The 25,244-nt window shown below is 36.6% G+C and carries 20 protein-coding genes; 10 read left to right on the top strand and 10 right to left on the bottom strand.

The window, feature by feature from the left end; genetic code table 11:
• Positions 1 to 6: 6 nt before the first annotated feature.
• The 3 genes from purL to IPM92_07275 form a co-directional block, all read right to left on the bottom strand.
• Positions 7 to 2,235 carry a phosphoribosylformylglycinamidine synthase subunit PurL gene (gene purL, locus IPM92_07285; GenBank protein ID MBK9108180.1) on the bottom strand — a complete coding sequence of 743 codons (2,229 nt, stop codon included), beginning with the start codon at positions 2,233 to 2,235 and terminating at the stop codon, positions 7 to 9.
• Positions 2,236 to 2,350: 115 nt separating this feature from the next.
• Entirely contained in the window at positions 2,351 to 2,941 is a 591-nt protein-coding gene (locus IPM92_07280) for a thioredoxin family protein (GenBank protein MBK9108179.1), read from the bottom strand.
• Between the two features lies 1 nt (position 2,942).
• The gene (locus IPM92_07275; protein ID MBK9108178.1) at positions 2,943 to 3,446 is read right to left on the bottom strand and encodes a redoxin domain-containing protein; all 504 of its coding nucleotides are present in this window, start codon (positions 3,444 to 3,446) and stop codon (positions 2,943 to 2,945) included.
• Between the two features lie 164 nt (positions 3,447 to 3,610).
• Here IPM92_07275 and IPM92_07270 point away from each other — a divergent pair, with 164 nt between their 5' ends.
• Positions 3,611 to 5,872, top strand: a complete 2,262-nt coding sequence (locus IPM92_07270) for a T9SS type A sorting domain-containing protein (protein ID MBK9108177.1) — start codon at positions 3,611 to 3,613, stop codon at positions 5,870 to 5,872.
• A gap of 2 nt (positions 5,873 to 5,874) precedes the next feature.
• Complete coding sequence (locus IPM92_07265; protein MBK9108176.1) at positions 5,875 to 7,494, top strand: hypothetical protein; 1,620 nt, start codon at positions 5,875 to 5,877, stop codon at positions 7,492 to 7,494.
• Here the strand turns inward: IPM92_07265 and IPM92_07260 are convergent.
• Genes IPM92_07260 through IPM92_07250 form a run of 3 tightly spaced genes read right to left on the bottom strand, consistent with a single transcriptional unit; the run spans position 7,491 to position 9,721 of the window.
• Positions 7,491 to 8,147 (bottom strand): YggS family pyridoxal phosphate-dependent enzyme, encoded by a 657-nt coding sequence (locus IPM92_07260; protein MBK9108175.1) that lies wholly within the window; start codon positions 8,145 to 8,147, stop codon positions 7,491 to 7,493. The genes IPM92_07265 and IPM92_07260 overlap by 4 nt on opposite strands.
• Positions 8,140 to 8,763, bottom strand: a complete 624-nt coding sequence (locus IPM92_07255) for an aminotransferase class IV (protein ID MBK9108174.1) — start codon at positions 8,761 to 8,763, stop codon at positions 8,140 to 8,142. The genes IPM92_07260 and IPM92_07255 overlap by 8 nt, the downstream gene beginning before the upstream one ends.
• Entirely contained in the window at positions 8,747 to 9,721 is a 975-nt protein-coding gene (locus IPM92_07250) for an aminodeoxychorismate synthase component I (protein MBK9108173.1), read from the bottom strand. Before IPM92_07250 ends, IPM92_07255 begins: the two co-directional genes overlap by 17 nt.
• A 51-nt stretch (positions 9,722 to 9,772) precedes the next feature.
• On the opposite strand from IPM92_07250, the gene IPM92_07245 reads away from it, so the two are divergent.
• The gene (locus IPM92_07245) at positions 9,773 to 10,354 is read left to right on the top strand and encodes an aminodeoxychorismate/anthranilate synthase component II (GenBank protein ID MBK9108172.1); all 582 of its coding nucleotides are present in this window, start codon (positions 9,773 to 9,775) and stop codon (positions 10,352 to 10,354) included.
• Here the strand turns inward: IPM92_07245 and pfkA are convergent, their stop codons facing one another.
• Together pfkA and IPM92_07235 are read right to left on the bottom strand one after the other, a co-directional pair.
• Positions 10,355 to 11,335 (bottom strand): 6-phosphofructokinase, encoded by a 981-nt coding sequence (gene pfkA / locus IPM92_07240; GenBank protein MBK9108171.1) that lies wholly within the window; start codon positions 11,333 to 11,335, stop codon positions 10,355 to 10,357.
• Positions 11,322 to 12,164 carry a hypothetical protein gene (locus IPM92_07235; GenBank protein ID MBK9108170.1) on the bottom strand — a complete coding sequence of 281 codons (843 nt, stop codon included), beginning with the start codon at positions 12,162 to 12,164 and terminating at the stop codon, positions 11,322 to 11,324. Before IPM92_07235 ends, pfkA begins: the two co-directional genes overlap by 14 nt.
• Before the next feature lie 91 nt (positions 12,165 to 12,255).
• Here IPM92_07235 and IPM92_07230 point away from each other — a divergent pair, with 91 nt between their 5' ends.
• A complete protein-coding gene (locus IPM92_07230; protein ID MBK9108169.1) occupies positions 12,256 to 13,146 on the top strand; it encodes a 3-hydroxybutyryl-CoA dehydrogenase in 891 nt (296 codons plus the stop codon).
• 42 nt (positions 13,147 to 13,188) lie between these two features.
• Here the strand turns inward: IPM92_07230 and IPM92_07225 are convergent, their stop codons facing one another.
• Positions 13,189 to 16,035 carry a leucine--tRNA ligase gene (locus tag IPM92_07225; protein MBK9108168.1) on the bottom strand — a complete coding sequence of 949 codons (2,847 nt, stop codon included), beginning with the start codon at positions 16,033 to 16,035 and terminating at the stop codon, positions 13,189 to 13,191.
• Positions 16,036 to 16,096: 61 nt separating this feature from the next.
• Entirely contained in the window at positions 16,097 to 16,573 is a 477-nt protein-coding gene (locus IPM92_07220; protein MBK9108167.1) for an acyl-CoA thioesterase, read from the bottom strand.
• Positions 16,574 to 16,677: 104 nt separating this feature from the next.
• Between IPM92_07220 and IPM92_07215 the strand changes: the two genes are divergently transcribed.
• The 6 genes from IPM92_07215 to rpsO all read left to right on the top strand — a co-directional run bounded on the left by IPM92_07215 (position 16,678) and on the right by rpsO (position 25,207).
• On the top strand, positions 16,678 to 17,928 hold the full coding sequence (locus IPM92_07215) for a metallophosphoesterase (protein ID MBK9108166.1): 1,251 nt from the start codon (positions 16,678 to 16,680) through the stop codon (positions 17,926 to 17,928).
• A gap of 73 nt (positions 17,929 to 18,001) precedes the next feature.
• Positions 18,002 to 19,342, top strand: a complete 1,341-nt coding sequence (locus tag IPM92_07210) for an MATE family efflux transporter (GenBank protein ID MBK9108165.1) — start codon at positions 18,002 to 18,004, stop codon at positions 19,340 to 19,342.
• A 157-nt stretch (positions 19,343 to 19,499) separates the two neighbouring features.
• A complete protein-coding gene (gene smc / locus IPM92_07205) occupies positions 19,500 to 23,054 on the top strand; it encodes a chromosome segregation protein SMC (protein ID MBK9108164.1) in 3,555 nt (1,184 codons plus the stop codon).
• Positions 23,055 to 23,385: 331 nt separating this feature from the next.
• Positions 23,386 to 23,985 carry a GTP cyclohydrolase II gene (gene ribA, locus IPM92_07200; GenBank protein ID MBK9108163.1) on the top strand — a complete coding sequence of 200 codons (600 nt, stop codon included), beginning with the start codon at positions 23,386 to 23,388 and terminating at the stop codon, positions 23,983 to 23,985.
• Positions 23,986 to 24,750 (top strand): nucleoside triphosphate pyrophosphohydrolase, encoded by a 765-nt coding sequence (mazG, locus tag IPM92_07195; GenBank protein ID MBK9108162.1) that lies wholly within the window; start codon positions 23,986 to 23,988, stop codon positions 24,748 to 24,750.
• Positions 24,751 to 24,931: 181 nt separating this feature from the next.
• Entirely contained in the window at positions 24,932 to 25,207 is a 276-nt protein-coding gene (gene rpsO / locus IPM92_07190; protein ID MBK9108161.1) for a 30S ribosomal protein S15, read from the top strand.
• The last annotated feature ends 37 nt before the right edge of the window (positions 25,208 to 25,244 follow it).

Here is a 25,244-nt window from a genome sequence, read left to right as displayed (position 1 = left end):
TTGATGTTAATTTAAATATTGTTCCAGGGCCGTTGAATACAAAGAAAAATATTCATTTATAGTCCCAAATAAATTACCGTCAATGCGATATTCATTTTGAATTACAGTACCCAGAAATTGAAAGTTTTGATTGTTTGTTTTTAGAAAATCCTCAAATGAATCTTTTAATTCTGGTAAGATGCTCACGATAATCCTTCCCTGGTTTTCACCAAACAAGTACATATCTGTTCTGGAGTGAAGTGGGAGTTGAATATCAAATCCCAAATTCCCTGAGCCAAATCCAGCTTCAGCCAGAGCCACAAACAATCCACCTTCCGAAATATCATGTGCATTTTGGACCCATTTATTACGGATCAATTTCTGAATGGTTTCATTTAATTTAAATTCAGCATCCAGGTCAAAATAGGGGGCGGGTGCATGTTGTATACCATGTATTAAATTTAAATAGCTGGAATAAGTGATCGATTCATTTACATCACCAACTAAGTAAATCAGATCACCTGTTGCTTTAAATCCGATACTTGTTTTAAAAGAGGAATCGTCCATAATTCCGAGCATTCCAATAACAGGTGTTGGATAAACGGGTATGTTTCCTTCTTTGGTAACTGATTGATTATAAAAGCTTACATTGCCACCAGTAACAGGGGTGCTGAATTTTTCACATGCTTTTCCCATTCCTCGCAATGCATGTACAAATTGCCAATAGACTTCAGGATTATAGGGATTGCCAAAATTCAAACAATTGGTAATGGCAACGGGTATTCCACCTGAACAACTAATGTTGCGAGCGCATTCAGCAACAGCAATCATGGCCCCAATTTCAGGATCTAAATAGACATAATTTGAATTACAATCCACGGTTAATGCCAATGCTTTGTTCGTATTTTTAATCCTGACAACCGCAGCATCTGAAGCATCCACGGATGTCATGGTTCCCGTACGAACCATTTTATCGTATTGCTCGAAAATCCATTTCTTGCTAGCAATATCCGGATGTTTGATAATTTCCTTGGATACTTTTACAAGGTCGCCGGGAATATGAATACTTTCAGAATCAAAGCTTTTTATTTTTTCAAAATAAGTAGGTTCACTGAATGCTCTTTCATAAATAGGTGCACCACCACCTAATACTAATGATTCTGCAGGGACATCTGCTACCAATTCATTATTGTAATAATAATGCAAACGACCAGTATCTGTAACTTGTCCTATTTGGATGCATTCCAAGTCCCATTTTTGAAATACTTCAAGAAGTTGTGCTTCCCCGCCGCTTTTGCAAACGACCAACATTCTTTCCTGTGACTCTGAAAGAAGGATTTCAAAAGCTTGCATGTTTTTTTGACGTGTTGGCACTTTATCTAAGTAAATCTTCATGCCGGTTCCGGATTTAGCAGACATTTCTGAGGTTGAGCAGGTAATACCGGCTGCACCCATATCCTGCATGCCAACAATTTGTCCGGTGGCAATAGCTTCTAAACTAGCCTCTAACAGTAATTTTTCTTGAAAGGGATCGCCTACTTGAACCGCAGGTAAATCGTCTGCCGAATCTTCTGTTAAATCTGCACTTGCAAATGTCGCACCATGGATTCCGTCTTTTCCGGTCGCAGAACCGACAATAAAAACAGGATTGCCGGGTCCATCGGCAACCGCTGAAACGGTCTTGCCAATTTCTACAATGCCTACGCTCATGGCATTTACGAGGATATTTTGATTGTAACAGGCATTAAAATATACTTCACCGCCTACCGTAGGTACTCCGAAAGCATTGCCATAATTCCCAATACCTTTTACTACACCCTTTATAAGTCGTTGTGTATGATTATGTTGTATTTCTCCAAACCGCAAAGAATTTAAAGCTGCAATAGGTCTGGCGCCCATGGTAAAAATGTCGCGATGGATTCCTCCGACACCAGTAGCAGCGCCCTGATAGGGTTCAATAGCAGAAGGGTGGTTATGGGATTCTATTTTAAAAGCGCAAGCCAAACCATCTCCAATATCGACAAGCCCAGCATTTTCCTCTCCGGCTTCAACCAAAAGTCTGGAGCCTTTTCTTGGCAATTTCTTGAGATAGGTTATAGAGTTTTTGTACGAACAATGTTCAGACCACATCACTGAGTATATACTCAATTCAGTAAAATTTGGTGTCCTACCCAGAATTTCGTTGATTTTTAAATACTCTTCCCCCGATAGTCCAAGTTTTTTGGCAGTCTCTAAGTTTGCTATTGACACCTTAATTTAATTTATAAGGCAAAGATATTTAATGATTTACATATTTTGAAACAGCTCTGCCTTTTAGATTTGTATTAACAATGAATCTTATATTTCTGCTGCCTTACCACTCATTCTTTGCTTATGATTTCTTTTTGATAGAGCATCCAATTGCTTTAGTAAGCTGTGGATCAGGATCTTTCCCGGTCTGAACAGATTTCATAGCATTTTCCAAATATTTAGTCTGTACAAGTGAAGCATCTTTAGGGGAATCATCAATTGCACCACTGTACTTCAGTTTTTTCATAGCATCAAGCAAATAAACCTGTGGAGTGCGACTAGCGCCGAATTTGGGAAATACGGTTTGTTTATCATCGATCAGATATGGGAATGGGTACTTTTTGTTTTTAGCAAGTTTAACCATGTTTTCATAGCTATCTTCGGGAACTATATCTGCATCATTTGGATTGATAGCGATCAGTTTGAAATCCATTTTTGCTGCACTTTTGGCGAGTTGAATGATCCGTTCCTCATACATTTTTGCATACGGACAATGATTGCAGGTGAAAACGATGACATAACCTTTAGCGTCTTTAAAATCTGATAAAGAAACCCATTTTTCATCCACATTTTTTAACTTAAAATCTTCGACCTGATCACCAAAATTATAGGCTTGTGCAGATGCGCTGATGCTGAAGCCAAAGAATAAAATACATTGAATGAAATTTTTCATATTAATTTGATTTATTACAATTTGTTACAAATTTTTCGATTTCTGCAGCGTTTTCAAAAGAAGTTTCTAAAAAACATTTTTGACCATTAAACACTATTAAACTAGCCGGGATGGTACCTGTCCATTCTTCTGCAACTTCATTGATCCAAAGGTTTGGATCGCCACCATCAAACAACAAAACCCTTGAATTAATTTTATTTTTTTCTATAAATTTTTGAAGTCGTTTATTGGGACCTTCGTTAAAATCCAAACTGATCAAATAAATTTTCGACTTAGCTTGTGTCCATTGACTATTCAATTCTTCAAAGTAAGGCAATTCTTTTACACAGGGTTTGCACCAGGTAGCCCAAAAATTAAACAAACGCAAGGTGTCGTCTTTTAAATTGAGGAGGTTTTGTAGCTCTATTCGGTTTATAATCTCAATTGCAGTCTGGTCCTTTTGGCTTGTCAAGGTGCCTGTCATGAAACAAAGACAGATAACGATGTATTTTGTTAATGAATTCATGGTCTTTAAACGATTCAGTTTAAGATTCAGTTTTAAAAGAGTGGCCTCAAAGCGAAATTTATACCTTTTTTAACGAATCGTAAGTGTTCTAAGTCATAATAATTTAAACAATGTAGGAATCGTTTTTTAGTTTTGTTCGTTGCTATATTATGAAAATGCAGTTTATGCGAATTACCCTGATCTTTTTCTTGTTTATAAATGCTATCCATTCACAGATCTTAAATTTTAAAGAAATCCCTATTTTAGGGCTTGATCTTAAAGTTTTAAATAATGCAGCCATGGGCGGAATGGATAATCCGCAGATTGGAGAAATGGACTTCGATGGAGATCAAGTGCTTGATTTACTTATATTTGATCGCGCTGGTGATGTATTATTGCCATATAGATACGATACAAGCACAAAACAATATTTGTTCAGCCAAATTCACAAGAACATTTTTCCCAAAGTCAAAGATTGGGTGCTATTAAGAGATTTTAATCAGGATGGACTGATGGATATCTTCGCAAGTTCCTTTAATACTGCAGGCATTCCTGGAATCGAATTGCATATTGCCAAAAAAGGAGCTTTAGGATTGGAATTTTCCAAATTTGACATGGGAAAGTTCTTTAAAGTCATCTATTTTTCAACGGGAACAGGAGACACACAAATTCCTACAGATTTTACAGATATTCCCGCAATTGAGGATCCTGATGGTGATGGTGATCTGGATATCATATTGTTTGAGCCTGGTAATAACAGGGCAACTATTTTTATCAATGTTGTTAAAGAACGGGCATATTCCCAAGATACTTTGGCTTTTGTTTTATCAGACAGATGTTATGGCCGCTTTATAGAAAGCGGATTTACTTCTGAAATCACTTTAAGCAGAAGTTCTGATTCTTGTGCTTCTTTCCAAAATCCAATTTTGGCAACTCGACATGCTGGATCTACATTAATGAGTATGGATCTCAATGGCGATCAACTGCAAGATCTGCTCATTGGAGATTTAACCAATAACGGACTAATAGCACTTTACAATGGAGGAACGTCAAAACAGGCCTATTTTACTAGTCAACTAAAAAACTGGCCGGGAGGATCCGATTCTGTCAACTTAGCTATTTTTATTTGTGCATTTAAGGCTGATATTGATAAAGACGGACTTTTGGATATTTTGGTAACGCCAAACCAAAGGTCTATTTCAGATAATTCTCACAATCTTTGGTATTACAGAAATACAGGAACTAAAATCAATCCTGAGTTCAAATTGCAGACTAAATCTTTTCTTCAAAATGATATGATAGACTTGGGTGCTTCGAGCGATCCTTGTTTTGTAGATTACAATCAAGATGGGAAAATGGATTTATTAGTAGGTTCTGAAGGTTATTTCATAAGAGGAACAAATTTGCGCGATGCACGCTTGATGTTGTTTGAAAATGTTGGGCAAGTCAATTCACCGGCGTATCAATTGGTCGATAGTAATTATTTGAATTTTAAAGAATTTGCTTTAAGCGCTGATGCACACCTTTCTTTTTCTCCCACATTTGGAGATTTGGATTCCGATGGCGATTTAGATATGCTCGTTGGAGAGAATCAGGGTCAGTTTTTTTATTGTGAAAATATTGCTGGAAAGGGAAAACCATTTGATTTTAAAAAACCTGTATATCCATATATGGATTTAAGTGTAAGGACCTATAGCTCTCCAAGCATTATCGATATAAATAAGGATGGTTTAATGGATATTGTGAGTGGTTCGAGGCTTAATACTAATGATTTAAATGGGATGGCTTGTGGCAGCTTTTATTACTTTCAAAATCTTGGGACTGCTACTAATGCATTTTTTGATTCTGACTATTACAAAAGTCCAAATACAAATTGTTTGGGAAGAATTATAGTCAATGCTATTTCTTCAAAATCATACACCTGCCCTGAATTTTATACGGATGAAAATGGGGCGACAAAAATGTTAAGTGGAAACATTTATGGCGAAGCAAAACTTATTGGCAATATTTCTACAGATCCGAATTTACCATACGTTTATATCAATCCGCATTATGGGCAATTGAAAGAAGGTGAAAGATTAACCCTTAGTGTTGCTGATCTTGATGGTGATGGAATACTCGAAATGGTTACCGGAAATTCGCGAGGCGGAATTTCATTTTATGAAACTACCTTAAAGATTAAAACAGAAACAGGTACTAAAAATCTATTATCAGATTTTGTTCGTATTAGCCCAAATCCCGGCAATAGTTATTTGGATCTAAGTTGGGAAGTTGAGCAAGTTACGGATCTGCAATTATTGAGAATGGATGGCCATATAATTTTTAATATTACTGAATTTAATGGAAATCACATTCAGCTAGACACAGAATTTATGACAAATGGACATTATATCATTCTTGTTAAGCAAGCTGGGAGAATTGATGTGGTAAAATGGATAAAAATATAATTATGAAAACATTTTTTACTCTAGTAATATTAATTTCATTTCAGTTAATACATTCCCAATCATACGTAAAGATATCAACTGAGAATAAAGTACTGGTACCTGGTAAAGTGGTCTCTATGTATTCTATCGGGAATTTGGGCGCAACTCCTTCAACTAAATATTTAGGTTTTAATCTTGTGGATACATTCACTTCGAAGGCAGGTGTTTTAGTGACAAGTTTTTCAAATCCTTTGGAAATTAAAAACAGCATTTACTTTTCCCAAGCTGAAGGAAATCTTGAACTGGTTAAAATTTTCGGAGATGGAGATTATGAACTTGTATTGTTTGGGATGTATCAGAAATCTGCTAATGATCGTTATATTTTTAGTGCCAATTATAATCATCGACTGCAACAACTGATTTCCTTTAAAATATTTAGTCTGCCAAACGAGCCCAATAGAATTTTAGAATTGAAAGATGTAATTGTAGAGAGAGACCAATTTTATTTACTGGCATCTACAGAAATTGAATACTTGTCCAGTCTTCATCAAAAGATGGTTCTTATTAATTATGATGGCACTTCAATTTCTTGGGCTAAATCTTACAATTTTGTTGCACCCATTCATTCAGAATCTGCTACACACCTAACGGTCGACCCCAATGGAAATTTTGCAATTGGTGGGACGATCAAAAGCACTGGAGATAATTTTGAAAGGATGATGCTTGCGGAAATCAAAAGTAACGGAGACCCTGGTGTTTTGAAAAAAGTGGAGTTAATGGCAGTCAACCAAACGTTTAGTAACAGATATGGCTGGACTTACATTAAAAACAGAGGATCTAATATTCATTTGTTTTCACAGGCAATATTAGGAGGTTCTGAACCCGGGCAATTATTGGTGACAATGTTTGATGTAAATTATGCTTTAAGAACCTGGAGAAATTATACGCTTCCCATTCGCGTTGAATTTTCGATGATTGATGGTAATTTCTTTTTCTTTGGCGGACAAGCACCTTTAGGTAATATTTATAATGGGTATACTATGGCCAGAGTAAATTCTTCAAACGCTATTGTTGAAGCAATTAGCTATTTTGAAAAAGGGATTCAGAATTTGGACTTAACGACAAGTTCAACAGCATGTTATGATAGAGCGAATGATAAAATTTGGTCTGCTATCAAATCCAATCATATGGATGGAATTTTGATTGTTGAAAATCAAAGTTCTTTAAATCATCAATGCGCTTCAAATTTGAGCTCAAGTGTGGCTAAGGATACCATTAGGATTACTGATTTTGCTTTGACTTCAAAAGATTTAGAGATTCAAGTTTCAGATTTTGCTGCCCAGGCTACAGAAATTAAACTGCTTTCCGAAGAAATATGTTCGCCAACTTATAACGATGATGTTGACAAGGTGTATCTAAATGTTATTTACCGGGAATCCACTCATGAATTGCTCATTCAGGATGTCGAAAATATCAAAAACATTTCTTTGACGGATTTAATGGGTAAATTTTATATTAGTAAGGATGTGGATAGCGTAGGGGATTTAGAACTACCCATTGTACTTAATCCCGGTATTTATAATTTAAGTTGCACTTTGAAGACCGGGCAAAGAGCTGTTATACGCTTTCCAGTCAGCCGTTAACGAAAGAGAAGTGATCCGATTCTAATCATAGTAGATCCTTCTTCCAGGGCAATTGCGTAGTCGCCTGACATACCCATCGATATTTGTGTAAAAAGTGTATGGTTCTGTATGTATGGTTTAATTTGTTCAAAGATGAGTCTGAGCTCACTAAATTCTTTTTGAATTAGATGTGTGTCTGTAGTAAAACTTGCCATTCCCATTAATCCACAAATCTGGAGATTGGAAAATTGCTCCCACGCATCGTTTTTAAGACTTGATAGCAAGGAAGTCTTATCAAACCCGTATTTAGTAAGTTCGGTGGCTATTTTCATTTCAAGAAATATTGGAATGACTCGGTTCAATTGGGATGCTTGAAGGTTTATTTCTTTAGCGAGAGAAAAGGAGTCGACAGATTGAATACAATGCACCCATTCAGTCAGGAATTTTATTTTATTTTTTTGCAGATGACCAATCATATGCCATTCAATATCTTTGGGTAAATTTTCGTGTCTCTTTATTAGATGCTGAACTTTATTTTCTGCAAAAGCACGTTGGCCCAATTCATAAAGCTTTAAAATATCTTCGTCAATTTGATTTTTAGTTACGACCAATAACTTCGCTTGATGCTTTTCTGCAATATTTTTGAGCTCGTAGTATTTTAAAGAATCAACCATGAGAATTCGAGTATTTGGTATTTATTATTGACATTGAGTATACTGGACTTTCAGACATATCATTTAAGGCATTTATACATTGGAAAGTTGAAAATGATTTTAAATCTTCTAAATGGATATTTGCAGTTAAGATGGATCGGCTTTGAAGGAGTTTGTGACGCATCGTTCCCAAAAGTAATGGAGAACTTGGTGTTATCCAATTTTGGCCATCGAAAAAAATTAGATTGGAGAAACTTGTATCTGTAACAAATGAATCCTTAATGATGATAATTTCATCAATTGCCATTAAATGACTTTTTAATTTTAAAAGAGCTGATCGATCTGAGTATTTGAATGGATAATTTATGGCTGAATGGAGAAGATGAAATTGCTTGAAGAGTTTACTTATATAAGGATTTAAAATACTAGTGTATTGATTTTTTGAATATAAAAATTTCCATTTATATTTATCGGAAGCCGGATTAATAATGATTTCATTTTCAAGTATGGTTTGTAAATAAAATGGACAAGAAGTCTGATAGTGGAATTGATATGTGCGCTCCATTCTTTCCTGATGCAATTCTATATTTCTGGGAATTCCACCAATTATAGCAATGCTTTCAAAAAACGGGTACATAAATTTTATTTAAAAATTCCTGATATTCAGACAATGGATTTGATAGAGCTGTGATACCACCTCCACTTTTATATACTAACCCGGGCCCTGATTTTTCTATAAAACGGATCATCACAGCGCTATTCACTTTTTTGCCATCATAATACCCAAATACGCCTGTATAAAAATCACGCGAGTAATCTTCAATTTTATCTATGATCTCCAATGTTTTTAATTTTGGAGCACCACAAATAGAACCTGCAGGTAATATGGAATCGAAGAGATGGCCCAAATTGTTTCGGAATTCAGGTCGGATCTTGCCGCTGATTTCTGTACTCATTTGCCACAATTCCCCTTTATGTGTTTTGATATTCTCTATATACTTTAAGCGTTTTATTTCTACATTTTGAGCGACTATGCTTAAATCATTTCTCAATAAATCCACAATGGTATTATGTTCGGCATTTTCTTTAAGATCCTTCTTTAGATTTTCAAAGGAATCCGGTTGCGTGCCATCTGCTGTACCTTTCATTGGAAAAGTAGAGATGCAGTCATTTTCTATAATAACAAAAGGTTCCGGAGAAAATACGACAAATTGATCTTTTATCCACAATTTGTAAACCGCTTTGCTTGCTGTAAAAATTTCCTTCAAACTTAAGTTCAAATGAATAGGTGTGGCTTGTGTCAGATTGCATAAATAAGTTTCACCTTGTTGAATATTTGTTTGTAGTTTATTAAATTGATCTAAATAGGATACATATGGTTTTGGAAAGGCCTGTAAATGGGCTTGATAGTCTGTTTTCTGAGAAACGGAATTTTCATATATTGAAAAATCTATTTCATTCGGATTTAGTTCATCATGGCGAATGCAGAGTCCATGAGTCTTCTTAAAGTTTATTACAAACAAACAGGGAATTTGGCATTGGTAGTAATGGTTCATTTGTTCCACTACTTTTTGATATTCATTAAAGAAAGACACAGCCTTTATTAAATTTCATAATTTTGTGGAAAGTTAGCTGCTTTTAAGCAAATGAAGTCTCCAAAAATTTTAATCATAGACAATGATGATTCTTTTACTTTCAATTTGCTCCAATTGTTTGAAAGCGCTGGTGCTAAGGTTGAAATAAGCAAAGGCAGTTCAAAAACCCCAAGTCATATCAATGACTTTCATGGAATTGTTTTTTCACCTGGTCCGGGAGTACCTTCCGAATTTCCAAAAATGTTTGAATTATTAAACGAAGGAAGCAATGTTCCTATTCTTGGAATATGTTTGGGGATGCAAGCCATAGCCAGTTATTTTGGAGCTAAACTTTATCGACAAGACTTCGTTCAACATGGGCAGGTTCATGAAGTTCAAGTATTTGCAGGCGTTTCTGAGCTTTTTCAAAATTTGCCGCAATCGTTTGAAGTGGGACTTTATCATAGTTGGGCAGTGGATCCGGCAAGTATTCCTGATGTCCTGAGAGTGAGTTGTATGTCATCTCAAAAAGTAATTATGGGTTTAAGGCATAGAACTCGAAATATTGAAGGATTTCAGTTCCATCCTGAATCATTTTTGACCCCATATGGAAAAGACATGATTACTAATTGGCTGCTAACACTAAGTGTATGATTATAAACCCAGAATTTCCGCCAATTTAAACAATTCTCTGTCAGGCGTATTTGCTTTTAAGATCGATTGATCAAATGGGGTAAGCGTAATTTTATCGTTCATTAATCCGGCCATACAACCGTGTTTCCCTTTCATAAGTGCTTCTACTGCAGCATGTCCCAGTCGACTCGCTAAAATTCGATCAAAAGCACTGGGCGCCCCACCTCTTTGTATATGTCCTATAATTGTAATTTTAATATCGTAGTCTTTAATCCGATTAGCCAACTGCTCTGCAATTGAATGCGTTGTACCTATTTTATTGCCTTCGGCTACAATTACCAGGCCGAATAATTTTTTTCTCCGAAGGGATTTTTCAAGATCTGCTACTAAAAAATCGATGGTCGGATTGGTTTCCGGAATAACCATTGCCGATGCACCTGAAGCAATTGCGGTATATAATGCTATAAATCCGGAATGCCTTCCCATGACTTCAATAAGAAACAATCTATTGTGTGCATCAGCCGTGTCTCTGATTTTATCGACAGCGGAGATAGCAGTATTGATCGCGGTATCGAATCCAATGGTGTAATCTGTTCCATAAAGATCGTTATCTATAGTGCCAGGCAGACCAATAATGGGAATGCCGAACTCCTTGAAAAAAACTTCCGCTCCCGCAAAAGTTCCATTTCCTCCAATGGCTATTAATGCATCCAAATCATTGGCCAATAAATTTTTATAAGCAGCTTCTCGGCCTTCATTAGTCAAAAAACGCTTACTTCTGGCAGTTTTGAGAATGGTACCTCCGCGATGAATGATGTTGGCCACATCGGAAGGCTCAAGTCTTAGAAACTCACCATCAATCATTCCTTCATAACCCCTTAAAATCCCGTAGACATGCAGATCATAAAAACTTGCACTTCTGGTTATGGATCTAATAGCTGCATTCATTCCGGGAGCGTCACCCCCAGAAGTAAAGACCCCAATTCTTTTAATGGATTTCATATGTTTTGTGGTAATTAACTAATCCTGTTATTGGTTTTTGAACGCAATTTCCAATATTTAATTGATGTTTTTCAAGGCTTGCTTTAAAAATATCGGATAAATAGTAAGCTATACTTCCAACTGTATGAATTTTATCATGAGCACTGATTTGGAATGGTAAAATTCGTTTTTCTATAAATTCCAGAAACGCTTCTCTGATTAAATTTTGGAATTCTTCAATATGTTTATGTTGGATTAAAAAAGCTGTAATTGTTGAAAGTTTTTGTACCTGATTCGCTTCCCGGTAAAAATTGAATATGAACGTTTCATTGAGCTGAGGTAAATATTGGGCTATGATTTCCATATTGCGATTGCTTAATTGATTCATATAAAATGCATGAATAAGTTTCTTGGCGAGGTGACTGCTACTTCCTTCATCGCCCAAAATATATCCAAGAGAAGGGTATTGTTTTAAGATTTTATGTCCATCAGAGTAAGCAGCATTTGATCCGGTACCCAAAATACAGACTAAACCATTTTGACCTTCACATACTGCTCGAGCTGATGCTAAGATATCAGATTCAATGATAATATCGGTATTCTTAAAATACTTTTTATAAACTTCAAATAATAAGGCTTTAGCGCTTAAATCTCTGCATCCGGCCCCATAATGAAATATTTGTTTCGGTTGAATCTCGAGCTGTTTGACTAAATCCCGGAGGCTTTCTTCAATTGAGGTCTGATTTTGAGTGACTGGATTTATTCCGGATGTATTCAAAAATTGCGCTGAATTTTCTGAAAAATATGCCCAATCCGTTTTCGTTGAACCAGAATCTGCTAACAGTATCACGTTTTAGTGGCAATATATGGATTTTTTAAGATTATATTCTTATTGGTAATTACCTAATGGGATTTACCTTTGCGCGCTAAAATGATAAAAAATGAAAAACATCACGGTAATAGGTGCCGGTACTATGGGAAACGGAATTGCTCATGTTTTTGCTCAATTTGGTTATGAAGTAGTGCTTGCTGATATTTCTGATCCTGCTTTGCAAAAAGCTATGGCAACTATTGCAAAGAACCTGGATAGAATGATTCAAAAAGAAATTTTGAAACCTGATCAAAAAGATGCCATATTAAGCCGTTTGCGTACTGAAACCGATATTCGCAATGCGGTCGGAAAAGCCGATTTGGTTATTGAAGCTGCAACTGAAAACGTTGATCTTAAATTGAAAATATTTTCTGAGATTGCTGAAGCAGCACCGCCGCAGGCAATTTTGGCTTCTAATACTTCTTCTATTTCGATTACTAAAATTGCTTCTGTTGTAAAAGACCCCTCAAGAGTCATCGGCATGCATTTTATGAATCCCGTTCCAATTATGAAATTGGTTGAAATTATCAAAGCTTATAATACTTCTTCAGAGACGCTGGCCACTATTGTGGAAGTTACGAAATCACTTCAAAAAATTCCGGTAGAAGTAAATGATTATCCGGGTTTTGTTTCTAATCGCATCCTTATGACGATGTTAAACGAAGCTTTTTACACTTTATATGAAGATGTTGCCGGTGTTGAAGAAATAGATGCTGTTATGAAATTGGGAATGGCTCACCCTATGGGACCATTACAGTTGGCTGATTTTATTGGCTTAGATGTTTGTCTGGCGATTCTTAGAGTTTTGCATGATGGTTTTGGAAATCCGAAGTATGCACCTTGTCCTTTGTTGGTAAATATGGTCACCGCAGGCAAATTAGGCGTAAAATCTGGCGAGGGATTCTATAATTATCAATCTGAAATTAAAGGAAGCTTAAAAGTAGCTGCTCAATTTGCTTAGTTTGCTTAATGAGCTTAGAAACTTCCCTTTAATTGTAGCTATTTAAATAACAATATTGATCATTCTTCCGGGAACCAGAATTATGTTTTTGATGCTTCCGGTTTCAAGCCATTTCTTAATTTCAGGTAATTCGACAACCATGGCTTTTATTTCATCTGTTGTAAATGTTTTGGAGATTTCCCATTCTAATCTTTTTTTTCCATTTACACTCACAGGATAATTTACGGTATCTTTTTGAAGAAATTGTTCATCATGCTTCGGAAAAATACTTTGATGGATGCTGCCTTTACATTTGGCGAGGGCCCAGATTTCCTCTGTGATGAATGGAGCAAAGGGAGCTAAAATCTGTGTGAGGGGTAACAATATTTCTCTGCTGGTACAGTTCAGTTTTCTGAGTTCATTGACACATATCATAAAGGCACTGATACATGTATTCAGACTTAATTGTTCGATATCAGAATTTACTTTTTTTATACAGTGATGCAATGCCGCCATGGATTCTTTTGATGCCGGCTCATCAGATAAAGTAAAAAGTCCTTCTGTATTAAAGAACAATGCATAAAATTTTTTAATAAATTTATAAACCCCATCGATGCCTTTGGTGTCCCAGGGTTTTGATTGTTCTATAGGCCCTAAAAACATTTCATACATGCGGAAACAGTCAGCTCCGTAATCTTTAATCACATCATCAGGATTGACAACATTGTGATAACGCTTTGACATTTTTCCCGTTTCAGAAACAGTTTTTAATTGAATGGCTTCACTTAAATCTGTTACATTTCCTTTTTCAGTTTCCGTTATAAAAATGGCATTTGCAAACTCCGGTTTCCATTTTATAAATTGAATGATTCCATTTTTACTTAAATGTGCCTGGGTTGTATTGTGTTGATTCACAAAATCAATATGTACAGGAATTTTGGCTAATTCTTCTGGAGGATATTGATCAGCAATTGCTGCAGACACAAAACAGGATTGATGATCTGCGTTTTTATTTTTAATCAGGTAAATGGATTCAATGATCCCTTGAATCATTCCCTGGTTGACGAGCTTCTTAAAAGGTTCTAATGTCGGTACTTTTCCAATGTCATATAGAAATTTATGCCAGAACCTTGAATACATTAAATGTCCAACTGCATGTTCAGTTCCTCCAATATAAAAATCAACATCTCTCCAATATTCAAGAGCTTCTTTGGAAGCGAATTCTTGCTCATTATTGGGATCCATGTACCTTAGGAAATACCAGGAAGAACCAGCATACCCAGGCATCGTATCAGTTTCCCGTTCGAGCTCACCCAGATTCACCCAATGTTCGGCTTTTGACAGGGGAGATTTGCCTCCGCTGCCGGGTTCAATAGCATCGAGTTGCGGAAGTAACAATGGAAGATCAGATGATTTCATCGGCATACTCCGGCCAGATTTATCGAAACAAATGGGAATAGGCTCACCCCAATACCTTTGTCTGCTGAAGTTGGCATCTCTCATTTTATATAAAGTCTTTCCGCTACCTAATTTTAAAGCTTCAATACGATTGATAACCTCATCAATTGCTTGATATACTTCCATGCCATTTAAAAAATCTGATTGAATAAGTTTTCCTGATTTTTCTTCAAGGTCTGCATTAGGGTTGGCAGAATTGTCTACAACTTGCAGGATGGGCAATTCAAATTTCTGTGCAAATAACATATCCCTTTTATCATGCGCCGGTACACCCATTATAGCACCTGTGCCATAATCGATGAGTACATAATCGGTAATATAAATGGGTAGCTTTTGCCGAGTAAACGGATGTTCAACAAAACTGCCAGTGAATATACCAGTTACTGATTTACTTTCAGAAGATCGCTCGCGTTCAGATTTAGAGGCTGAGGACTTTAAATAAAGTAACATATCATCGCGATATGTATCAAGCGTCAATACTTCCGCCAAAGGATGTTCCGGTGCTAGTCCTATAAAACTCGAACCAAAAATGGTATCCGGACGCGTTGAAAAAACTTCAATACTTAAATCATGCTGCACAATTTTAAAGTGGATCGAACAACCTTTTGATTTTCCAATCCAATTTTTTTGCATATTTTTTAATGCTTCAGACCATTCCAGTTTTTCCAAATCTTGGAGCAATCGTTCAGCATAAGCACTGATTCTTAAAGCCCATTGCAACATTGGCTTTTTCTCCACCGGGTGCCCGCCTCTTTCAGAAACGCCGTCCTTAATTTCGTCATTAGCAAGTACCGTACCCAAAGCTTCGCACCAATTCACATATGCGGTCTTCCGATATGCAAGTCTGAAGTTCATTAAAACCTGATCTTGGGAAGCCAAATCCATATTTTGCCATTCCTCTGCTGTAAAATCTTGAATTTCTGAATGGACTGTTTTAAGATGAGCTGAGCCAAAATTTTGGAAATGTTGGACCAGATCTGCAATTGGTTTTGCTTTTTGTAATTCCGAATCATAATAGTGGTCAAACAGTTGCAAAAATATCCATTGGGTCCATTTATAGTATTTTGGATCACAAGTGATGACTTCACGCGCCCAGTCAAAAGAAAGCCCGATGTTGACCAACTGTTCGCGGTATCGTTCAATGTTGTTTGCAGTAGAAACGGCAGGATGCACGCCGGTTTGGATTGCATATTGCTCTGCAGGCAATCCGAATGCGTCAAATCCCATAGGATGGAGTACCTGATAACCATCCATCCTCTTTTTCCTCGCAACGATGTCTGAGGCTATGTATCCAAGTGGATGCCCCACATGCAAGCCAGCGCCTGAAGGATAAGGAAACATATCAAGAATATAATATTTAGGCTTGGCTGGATCTATCGAACTGTTGTAAAGTCCGGAAGCTTGCCACGCTTCTTTCCACCTGTTTTCCAATTCCGAATGTCGGTATTCCATTTGCATTATTTGCGCAAAAATAGAAATTAATCATGGAGGGACCTTAAGTATGCTTTTTTCTTCAGCTACCAGATTTAATTAAAGCCTGAATTCTCTCTGTTAAAGTCATTTGTTGGATAGGTTCACACATATTTTCTAGCAACTCCATGATACCTGAAGGATGAGCAATTGTTCTTTTGCTGGGAAGCTCAAGATGCAAAAAATCAGTCCATAACAAGCATTTTAATTGGTCTTTAGACTCATTCCAAATTTGATATTCCACTTTTAACTTTTTGTCATCGAAAGACAATAAACTTGAATCCAAGCTAATGATTTCATTCCTCCTTGCTTCCCTCAAGTAAGCAATTTCATGTTTCGTAATGACCCAAACTTGTTGGGTATTTTGTGAATATTCCATAAGATCAAACTGATAATGCTTGAGTAGTAAATCTTCTCTGGCTTCGAGCATATACTCGATAAATCGGGTATTGTATAAATGCCCAAAAGGGTCGCAATCCTTAAATCTGACTCTAGTGTGTTGAATAGGTTTATTGACCATGATTTAACAGTTATCGCTGAACTATTTGAAATTCCCGGGCGTTAAGGTACATGTTCCTTTTCATTATTTTGATCTAGTATCCACCGCACAATAAATAATACAAAGTGGGATTTGTAGTCGTAATTTTAGTATTTCTTGGATTGGATTTGTATGCTTTTATGGGCTTGAGGCCTTTATTGTTAGGTTTGACACCTTCTATACGAATAGGTATCATACTCATTTATTGGGTCATTAGTCTCAGTTTGCCTTTGTTATATCTATTGAACCCTGTTGATTTCAGGCGACCTAGTTCAGGTTCAACGTGGTTTGTTGTTTTGGCGAATATTTGGATGATCATTGGAATATCCAAGCTCGTTTTTATTTTGAGTTTGTTTGGTGAGGATATTTTCAGGTTTTTAAGTGGAGTGAGTAACAAATTCTTTTCAAATTCAGAAGAATCTGACACATTTCTACCCTCCAGGAGAAAATTTGTGGGCCAAACGGCTCTTGTTTTATCCAGTTTGCCCTTTTTATCGCTGACCTATGGACTGTTTAAAGGTCGATATCAATTTAAAATTCACAGAAAAGAAATTTTCTATAAAGACCTTCCGCAGGCTTTTGATGGTTTGACGATTACGCAATTATCAGATATTCATGCAGGCGGGCTTGATGATGCTGATGAAGTTCAGAAAGCCCTGGATATGGTCCATGAGCTGAATAGCGATATCCTTGTATTTACAGGTGATCTGGTCAATACATTTGCATCTGAATTCGATCCTTGGCTTGCCCAATTTTCTACCTTAAAAGCTAAATTTGGAAAGTTCTCTGTGTTGGGCAATCATGATTATGGGCATTATCACAATTGGACTGATGTGAATGCAAAGCGAGAAAATTTTGACCAGTTAGTGGCGCACCATGCGAATATGGGCTTTCAACTGCTCAGAGATGAATCAATAAAGATCGAAAGGGATGGTCAGCATATTCATGTTTTGGGAGTTGAAAACTGGGGTGTCGGATTCGGAAAACTAGGGGATTTGGATAAAGCCATGCAAACAGTGTCCGCAGAAGATTTTAAAGTCTTATTATCGCATGATCCAACGCATTGGGAGTTTGTTGTTAAAAATCATCCAAAATTCGTTCACCTCACCTTGAGCGGACATACACATGGAATGCAAATGGGAATTGAGCTTCCGGGTTTTAAATGGAGCCCAATACAGTATCGATATTCGAAATGGTCAGATTTGCATAAAGAACAAGACCGGTATTTATACATCAACAGAGGATTTGGTGTTCTTGGCTATCGCGGAAGGGTTGGCATTTGGCCCGAAATCACACATATTACACTGCGTAGAGCTCCATCAGAATCAGAAGTTTAATCTGTTTATCTTTTTCTGCTTTCTTAAGCTTTTCAGAAACTTATTATGTATGTTTGGCATTAAATAAGCCGCATTGCACGAATTTTGGTACAACGTAAGGAATGTCATCAAGCTTTCATTGCCAATGATGATTGGGAGTGCGGCTCAAAATATCATTGCACTTACAGATAGTTTGTTTTTATACTATTACGATGTCAGTGATTTTGCTGCAGCCGGCTTTATTTCTGTATTTTATCTCATAGTAGCTGCTATAGCTTTTGGTTTTAGTAAAGGTGGCCAAATTCTTATCGCCAGAAAATTCGGAGAACGCAACTATGAATTTGTTACAAAATACTTTTATGCGATTCTGTTCTATGAATTTATTCTAGGTATCATCGTATTTCTGATTCTCAAATTTGCTTCCAGACCTATACTGTCTGTCTTTGTTCAATCGGAGATCATCTTGGAAAAATCGCTGTTGTTCCTAGACCACAGGATTATCGGACTTGTATTTGCATACGTAGGTTTGGCATTGATCTCACTTTATATAGGGATCAGACGGCCAAAATTTATTCTCATTGACACCATAATTATGTGTGTTGTAAACATCGTTTTAGGCTATGGGCTGGTTTTTGGAAAATTAGGAATGCCTGAAATGGGTATAGCAGGCGCAGGCCTGGCAAGTGGAATTTCAGAGATCATAGCATTTGTAATTTTTATTGTTTACATGTTATTCGATAAAGAGCTTAAAGTATTTAAACTTTTTAAAATTCCTCACATTGAGTTTTCATGGATTAAAACGATCAATGGGATTTCTTTCACCATATTATTGCAATCGCTATTGGGTATTCTTGCCTGGTTTTTATTTTTCTCCTTTATTGAGAAAATGGGCGAACGTTCATTGGCAGTTTCCAACCTATTGAGAATTACCTATCTGGTCCTTGCCATACCCTGCTGGGGGTATTCAACTGCCATTAATACACTGGTCAGCAGCACGATCGGCAAAGGACGAAATAAGAGGGTGCTGAAACTGGTAGAGCATTCTTCACTCGTTGCTTTTGTGAGTACAGCAGTAATTTCTATTCCTTTTCTACTTTTTCCAACGGTATTTTTAGCACCATTATTAGGCTATCATCAACCCGGACTGATAGAAGAAAGTATTCCTTACTTCAGGATTATGCTTTGTATCCTGCTCGTTTATTCTGTTACAACGATGTATTTCAATGGTGTAAGTGGTGCCGGGGAAACATTTAAAGGATTACAAATTCAATTTATTGGCTGTGTAATTTATTTAGGGCTTGCATTTTTTGCGGTAAAAGACCCGGTAAATGGGTTGGCACTGGCTTGGTCTTCTGAAATTGTATATTGGTTAGTGCAAGGAATCCTGTCTTATAAAGTTTTAGTGTCCGGCAATTGGAACTTTCTGAAACTTTAATAAAATATTCACTCATTTTTTCTTCTTCATAATAGGCTGATAATGGGCTTACAAAATAGTATGAATATCTATATATAATTGATTGTCAATATCATATACAATCCAAAACCGAATATATAGAGATATTTTATATTAAAGAAAACCCTAATTTTGCCTTATGAGATTGAAGAACCTGACCATTAAAGGCTTTAAAAGTTTTGCAGATGAAACCGTGATTCATTTTAATGAATCCATTACTGGCATCGTAGGCCCTAATGGTTCCGGAAAATCCAATATTGTGGATGCCATTCGTTGGGTATTAGGCGAACAAAAAGGTCGTGAACTCCGATTGGAGCAGATGTCGGATGTCATTTTTAATGGTACGAAACGCCGAAAGGAAGCGCCAATGGCTCAAGTGGTGCTGAATTTTGAGAATACTAAAAATCTGCTTCCAACAGAGTACCAAAATATTGAAATTGCACGCTTATTGTATCGCAGTGGCGATAGTGAGTATAGGTTGAATGGAGTAGCCTGTAGACTTAAGGACATTACCGGGCTATTTCTGGATACAGGGGTTGGTTCCGACTCTTATGCGATTATTGCTTTAAACATGGTGGAGGATCTGCTCTCTAATAAAGAGAGTGCACGACGCAAAATGTTTGAGCAAGCGGCCGGAATCAGTAAATATAAAGCAAGGAAAAGGGAGTCTTTAAACAAGCTCAAAGCTACCAAAGAAGATTTAGCGCGGATTGAGGATTTGCTGTTTGAGATTAACAACAACCTTCAGGAACTCGAAAAGCAAGCAAAACGTACCAAGCGATTCAATGAACTTAAGGAAAAATACAAATCCTTTGGGGTCTTTGTACAATACTTGACCGCCAAAACGCTCCAGGAAAAGTTGGAAGAAATAGAATCTTCAATTCAGGGCGAATTGATACGCATCACCGAAGAAGATGCTTCAATAAATCTTACGGAAGCTCAAATTGAAGCTTCCAAGAAGTCTCATCTCGATCAGGAAAAGCATTTGTCTGAATTTCAGAAAAAAGTAAATGAGGTTTTGGATGTCATCCGTTCGCTGGAAAGTACCATCCAAATCACTGAACAAAAGCAAACGATGCAGCAACATCAACTCGAAATGTTGGAACAAAGCATCGGACAAACAAAGCTAAAGTTGAGTGAGTTGACAGCCGATTCCGAAAAACTAATGCGGGAACTCGAAACCAGTAAATTGGATTTCTTATCTGCAGAACTTTCTTTAAAGCAGGTTGAAGAAACTTATTTATCCAAACAGGAAGAATTTAATAAGATCAAATCGGGAGTAGATCAATTTCAACAAGAGAAACACAGAATGGAAACCGGGATTTTTGATTTGGAAAAATCGCAGGCGATTTTTGAAAACCAAATTGAAAATCTAAAATCAGATAATTTTCGCTGTGCTGACGAAATTCAGTCAAGGGTTGATGAATTGAAATTGGTAAATGTGCAAGGAGAAGAACTTGCCGGAAGATTGTCAAGTCTCGATGTTGAAATTAATACGCTTCAGTCTGAAGAAACAAATAGAGTAAGTGCTTATAAAGATGTTCAGCATCAAATCGAAAGTATTTCAGATAAATATTCTTCTGTAAATCGTTTGAAAGATGCTCGCACAAATGAGTATGAGCTGCTCAAAAGTATGATTGATAAAATGGAGGGGTTTCCAGAGTCCATCAAATTCTTAAACCAAAATTGGAGAAAAGACATACCCATCCTTTCGGATCTTATCTACACTGATGAAAAATATCGTGCAGCTATAGAGTTATATCTTGAAAATTACCTCAATTTTTACGTAGTACATACGGAAGATGATGCCATAAAGGCAATTCGTTTATTATTTAATCATTCAAAGGGGAAAGCTAATTTTTTTATTCTCGATAAATTCAGAAATTCCCAGTCTACTCCAAAACCGATTGTTGGCTGCACACCAGCCTTGTCGTTTATTGAAGTTTCCGATAAATATGCTCCATTGTTCAATGAGTTATTGCAAAATGTTTATGTACTTGAACAGGAGCAGCATCTGGAAGATATCAATAGATTCCCCGATGAAATATCAGTGATCAGCCTTACCGGATCCATTCTCAAAGCGCATAAAATGCTCAGTGGCGGTTCTGTAGGTTTGTTTGAAGGGAAAAAGTTGGGACGAAAAAAGAATCTTGAAAAGCTTGAAATTGAAATCAACAAACTCGATGAAGAATCCATAGAATTGAGCCGGAAATTATCAGAACTCAAGGATAAACTTAGGGCATTTGAATTACAGGATCAATCGGCCCAGTTAGAGATATTAAGAACCAGGCAAACAGAACTCCTTCAGCAGTTAACGCATACTCAAACCCGCAAACAGCATTTATTAGATCTTGAAAATGAACTAAAGACAAGGATCCAGGCTAATGAAGTGAAGTTGATAGAATTTGCGAGCAGACTTCAAACTGGCCAACAAGACATAGCAGTTGCCAGGGACCAATTGAGTTTATTATCCGGCAGCCTATCGAGTTCAGATGACGAGTTCAACAGAATTTCACAAGAGCTGTCTGAAGTTTCAAATTTATTTAATCAGACCAAGATTGAATTGTTAAAGTGGGAAAATCGCTACAACAATATTCTCAAAGATTCAAAAGCCAAATCAGATCAGCATTTAGAAGCAGAAAATTTTATTCGCAACGAACAGCAGAAAGTTGATGAATTAAAAAATTCTATAACGCAACTTATTGTTGAGAATGAATCTGCGAAACAAATTTTAGTTGAGAAACTTGCTTTTCGCAAAACGATGGATAGTGACTTATCAGATCTGGAGAGAAGCTACTATGAAACGCGAAATCTCATTACTGAAATGGAATCGCAAGTGCGATTGCATCAGAAAAACCTTCATGAATTACAATCCAAAGTAAATGCCATTCGAGACCAAAAAGCCGAATGGAGGTTTAAATTGCAATCAGCAATTGAGAAAGCAAGAATTGAATTTCATACGGAATTAGATCAATACAAACCTGAAGAAAGTGGCGAGGAAGCTGACTTAGAACAGCTACAGGAAAAAGCCAATTATTACAAAACTCGTATTGAAAATTATGGAGAAGTCAATCCTTTGGCGCTTGAAGCTTATGAGGAGATGAAATCCAGAATGGATAAAATTCAGGAACAAAAGCAAGATATTTTAAAGGCACAAGACAGTTTATTGGAGACCATTCAGGAGATCGAAACAACAGCTACGGCAGGATTTATGCAAGCCTTTAATCAGGTAAGGGTCCATTTTCAGGCCGTGTTCAGAAGTTTATTTACAGATGATGATGACTGCGACCTTGTGCTCGAAGACGAATTAGATCCATTGGAATGTGATATAGATATTGTCGCCAAACCTAAAGGAAAGAGACCTAAATCTATATCTCAGTTATCAGGAGGTGAAAAAACGCTTACTGCGATAGCGCTCCTGTTTTCGCTATACTTATTGAAACCTGCACCTTTCTGCATTTTTGATGAAGTTGATGCGCCTTTGGATGATATTAATATTGAAAAATTCAATACCATCATTCGTAAGTTTTCAAGGGATTCTCAGTTTATATTGATCACTCATAACAAACTTACCATGGCAGATGTGGACGTTTTATACGGTGTGTATATGGAAGAACCAGGTATTTCATCTGTAACTGCAGTGGACTTTAGAAAGTATAGCCATGAGATTGAATTGGAAGAAATGGCCAACTAATTTTAATATATATGAGCTTCGCTTGATTTACAACTTACTTTCTACAATACACTAACACATATCTAAAAAAAAAATATTAATTTCTTTTTTATTAATACAAAGATTATCTGGGTATTTCAGATATTGTGGTCGAAATCAAGCTTTACGAAAACCAAACCAATCCATGATTATCCTTTGTGTGGTCACGGTTGTACTAAGTTTTAGTGCAGCCATAATGTTCTGGCAGAATAAAGGTTCTTCTTTTAGAAGAATCTGAAGATGCCTTTTAACCAAAACTCAACTCAACATTAGCCCAAGAATCGTTGTTTTGAGTTCAGGTTAATAATTTATCATGTTGATGGACTCAACGGTATCTGCTTTTTTACCAACAAATTCAGGTGATTTTCAAATCTTTAGCTTTCCGGGTGAAGAGATACCTGTATTGCCTGATATTGCATTGGTGCATGGAGTGATTGTCCCGGACTCTGTGGTTTTGTTGCGCATTCACTCAGAATGTTTGACAGGTGATGTTTTTGGATCGCAACGATGTGATTGCGGACAACAACTCAAGGTGGCATTAGAATATATTGGTAAATCCGGAGGTTTGCTCATTTATCTGAGACAAGAGGGTAGAGGTATCGGATTGCATTCAAAAATTGAAGCTTATAAAATACAAGAATCTGGCATGGACACCGTTCAGGCGAATACAGAACTCGGATTTAAACCCGACGAGCGCAATTATGAAGCAGCCTTGAAGATCCTTAAATTCTTTGGTATTTCGAAAGTCAGATTACTTACCAATAATCCGGACAAAATAGCTGCACTTGAATTGGGTGGGATTTCAATTCTGGAAAGAATTCCTCTTAGTTTTCCGAGCAATCCATTCAATGATAAATACTTAAAAACCAAACGCGATAAAATGGGCCATATCCTTCCTAAAATTAAAGAATAAATGCAAAAGGAAGCCATCGCATTTCTACGCTTGTTAAGCATCATGGATGATTTGAGGGAAAAATGCCCCTGGGATCGCAAACAAACCCTACAAAGTCTTCGTCCATTAACCCTGGAAGAAACCTACGAACTCACTGAAGAAATATTGAAGAACAATCCAGCCGGGATCCGTGAAGAATTAGGCGATTTACTTTTACACATTGTCTTTTATGCGCGCATCATGAGGGAAACTCAGAATTTCGGCATCTCTGAGATTATCGAAAATCTTTGCGATAAATTAATTTCCAGGCATCCTCATATTTATGGCGATCTTGAATTGAAGGATGAAGAAGCAGTCAAACGCAATTGGGAAAAAATGAAAGTTAAAGAAGGGAAAAAAGGACTTCTGGATGGAGTTCCAAATTCTTTGCCTTCCTTGGTCAAGGCATATAGGATTCAGGACAAAGCCCGGCAAGTAGGTTTTGAATGGACAGACAAAACTCAGGTTTGGGACAAAGTGCAGGAAGAAATTGAAGAGTTTAAGGAAGCTACAAATGGAGGCGATAGGACTGAAATTGAATCGGAGTTTGGTGATGTTTTATTTTCATTGGTAAATTATGCCCGTTTTATTGGGATAGATCCGGATTTCGCATTGGAAAAAGTAAACCAAAAATTTAAACAACGATTTGAATATATGGAAGCGCATTCAACTGAACATTTAAGTCAGCTCAGTCTTGAAGAAATGGACCGTTTGTGGAATGAGGCTAAAAATGCGAATATTAAATAATAAATCTTAAGTACCTACTAAACAACACTATATATATTAATATATTACAAATATATTAAGGCTTGAAATTCCTTTGTTTTTGCTTAAAAATCAATCGTTTATAATTATAATATCTTTTTATCTTTGCGGCGCTAATAAAAAATCTTCGAGATTTCATTTGGTAACAATTATATTTTAAATTATGAGCGTTTTATTAACAAAAGACAAAAAAGAAGAAATTTTTAAACAATTTGGTGGTTCGGAATCCAATTCAGGAAAAACCGAGTCTCAGATTGCCTTATTCACCACGCGTATCAAAGTATTGTCAGATCATTTGCAATCCAATAAAAAGGATCATTCTTGCCGCAGATCATTGCTCCATTTGGTTGGAAAACGCAAGCAGCTTTTGAACTATCTACATAGCAAAGATCTTTCTCGTTATAAAGCAGTTTTGGAACAGTTAGGATTGAGAAAATAATTTTCCGCCCAATTTCTTTTCTCGAATTGCTGACGCA

The sequence above is a fragment of the Saprospiraceae bacterium genome, from assembly GCA_016719615.1.
GTDB lineage: Bacteria > Bacteroidota > Bacteroidia > Chitinophagales > Saprospiraceae > Vicinibacter.
The sequence above is the reverse complement of the archived record's forward strand: the minus strand, read 5'-3'. Positions and strand labels throughout refer to the sequence as shown.

Bases quoted from the DNA above. Each gene is read 5' to 3' on its own strand.
- IPM92_07265 (MBK9108176.1), top strand. From the start codon at position 5,875: ATGAAAACATTTTTTACTCTAGTAATATTAATTTCATTTCAGTTAATA.
- ribA (MBK9108163.1), top strand. From the start codon at position 23,386: ATGTTGATGGACTCAACGGTATCTGCTTTTTTACCAACAAATTCAGGT.
- mazG (MBK9108162.1), top strand. From the start codon at position 23,986: ATGCAAAAGGAAGCCATCGCATTTCTACGCTTGTTAAGCATCATGGAT.
- rpsO (MBK9108161.1), top strand. From the start codon at position 24,932: ATGAGCGTTTTATTAACAAAAGACAAAAAAGAAGAAATTTTTAAACAA.
- IPM92_07220 (MBK9108167.1), bottom strand. From the start codon at position 16,573: ATGGTCAATAAACCTATTCAACACACTAGAGTCAGATTTAAGGATTGC.
- IPM92_07230 (MBK9108169.1), top strand. From the start codon at position 12,256: ATGAAAAACATCACGGTAATAGGTGCCGGTACTATGGGAAACGGAATT.
- IPM92_07225 (MBK9108168.1), bottom strand. From the start codon at position 16,035: ATGGAATACCGACATTCGGAATTGGAAAACAGGTGGAAAGAAGCGTGG.
- IPM92_07275 (MBK9108178.1), bottom strand. From the start codon at position 3,446: ATGAATTCATTAACAAAATACATCGTTATCTGTCTTTGTTTCATGACA.
- IPM92_07280 (MBK9108179.1), bottom strand. From the start codon at position 2,941: ATGAAAAATTTCATTCAATGTATTTTATTCTTTGGCTTCAGCATCAGC.
- IPM92_07255 (MBK9108174.1), bottom strand. From the start codon at position 8,763: ATGTACCCGTTTTTTGAAAGCATTGCTATAATTGGTGGAATTCCCAGA.
- IPM92_07260 (MBK9108175.1), bottom strand. From the start codon at position 8,147: ATGGTTGATTCTTTAAAATACTACGAGCTCAAAAATATTGCAGAAAAG.
- IPM92_07245 (MBK9108172.1), top strand. From the start codon at position 9,773: ATGAAGTCTCCAAAAATTTTAATCATAGACAATGATGATTCTTTTACT.
- pfkA (MBK9108171.1), bottom strand. From the start codon at position 11,335: ATGAAATCCATTAAAAGAATTGGGGTCTTTACTTCTGGGGGTGACGCT.
- smc (MBK9108164.1), top strand. From the start codon at position 19,500: ATGAGATTGAAGAACCTGACCATTAAAGGCTTTAAAAGTTTTGCAGAT.
- IPM92_07270 (MBK9108177.1), top strand. From the start codon at position 3,611: ATGCGAATTACCCTGATCTTTTTCTTGTTTATAAATGCTATCCATTCA.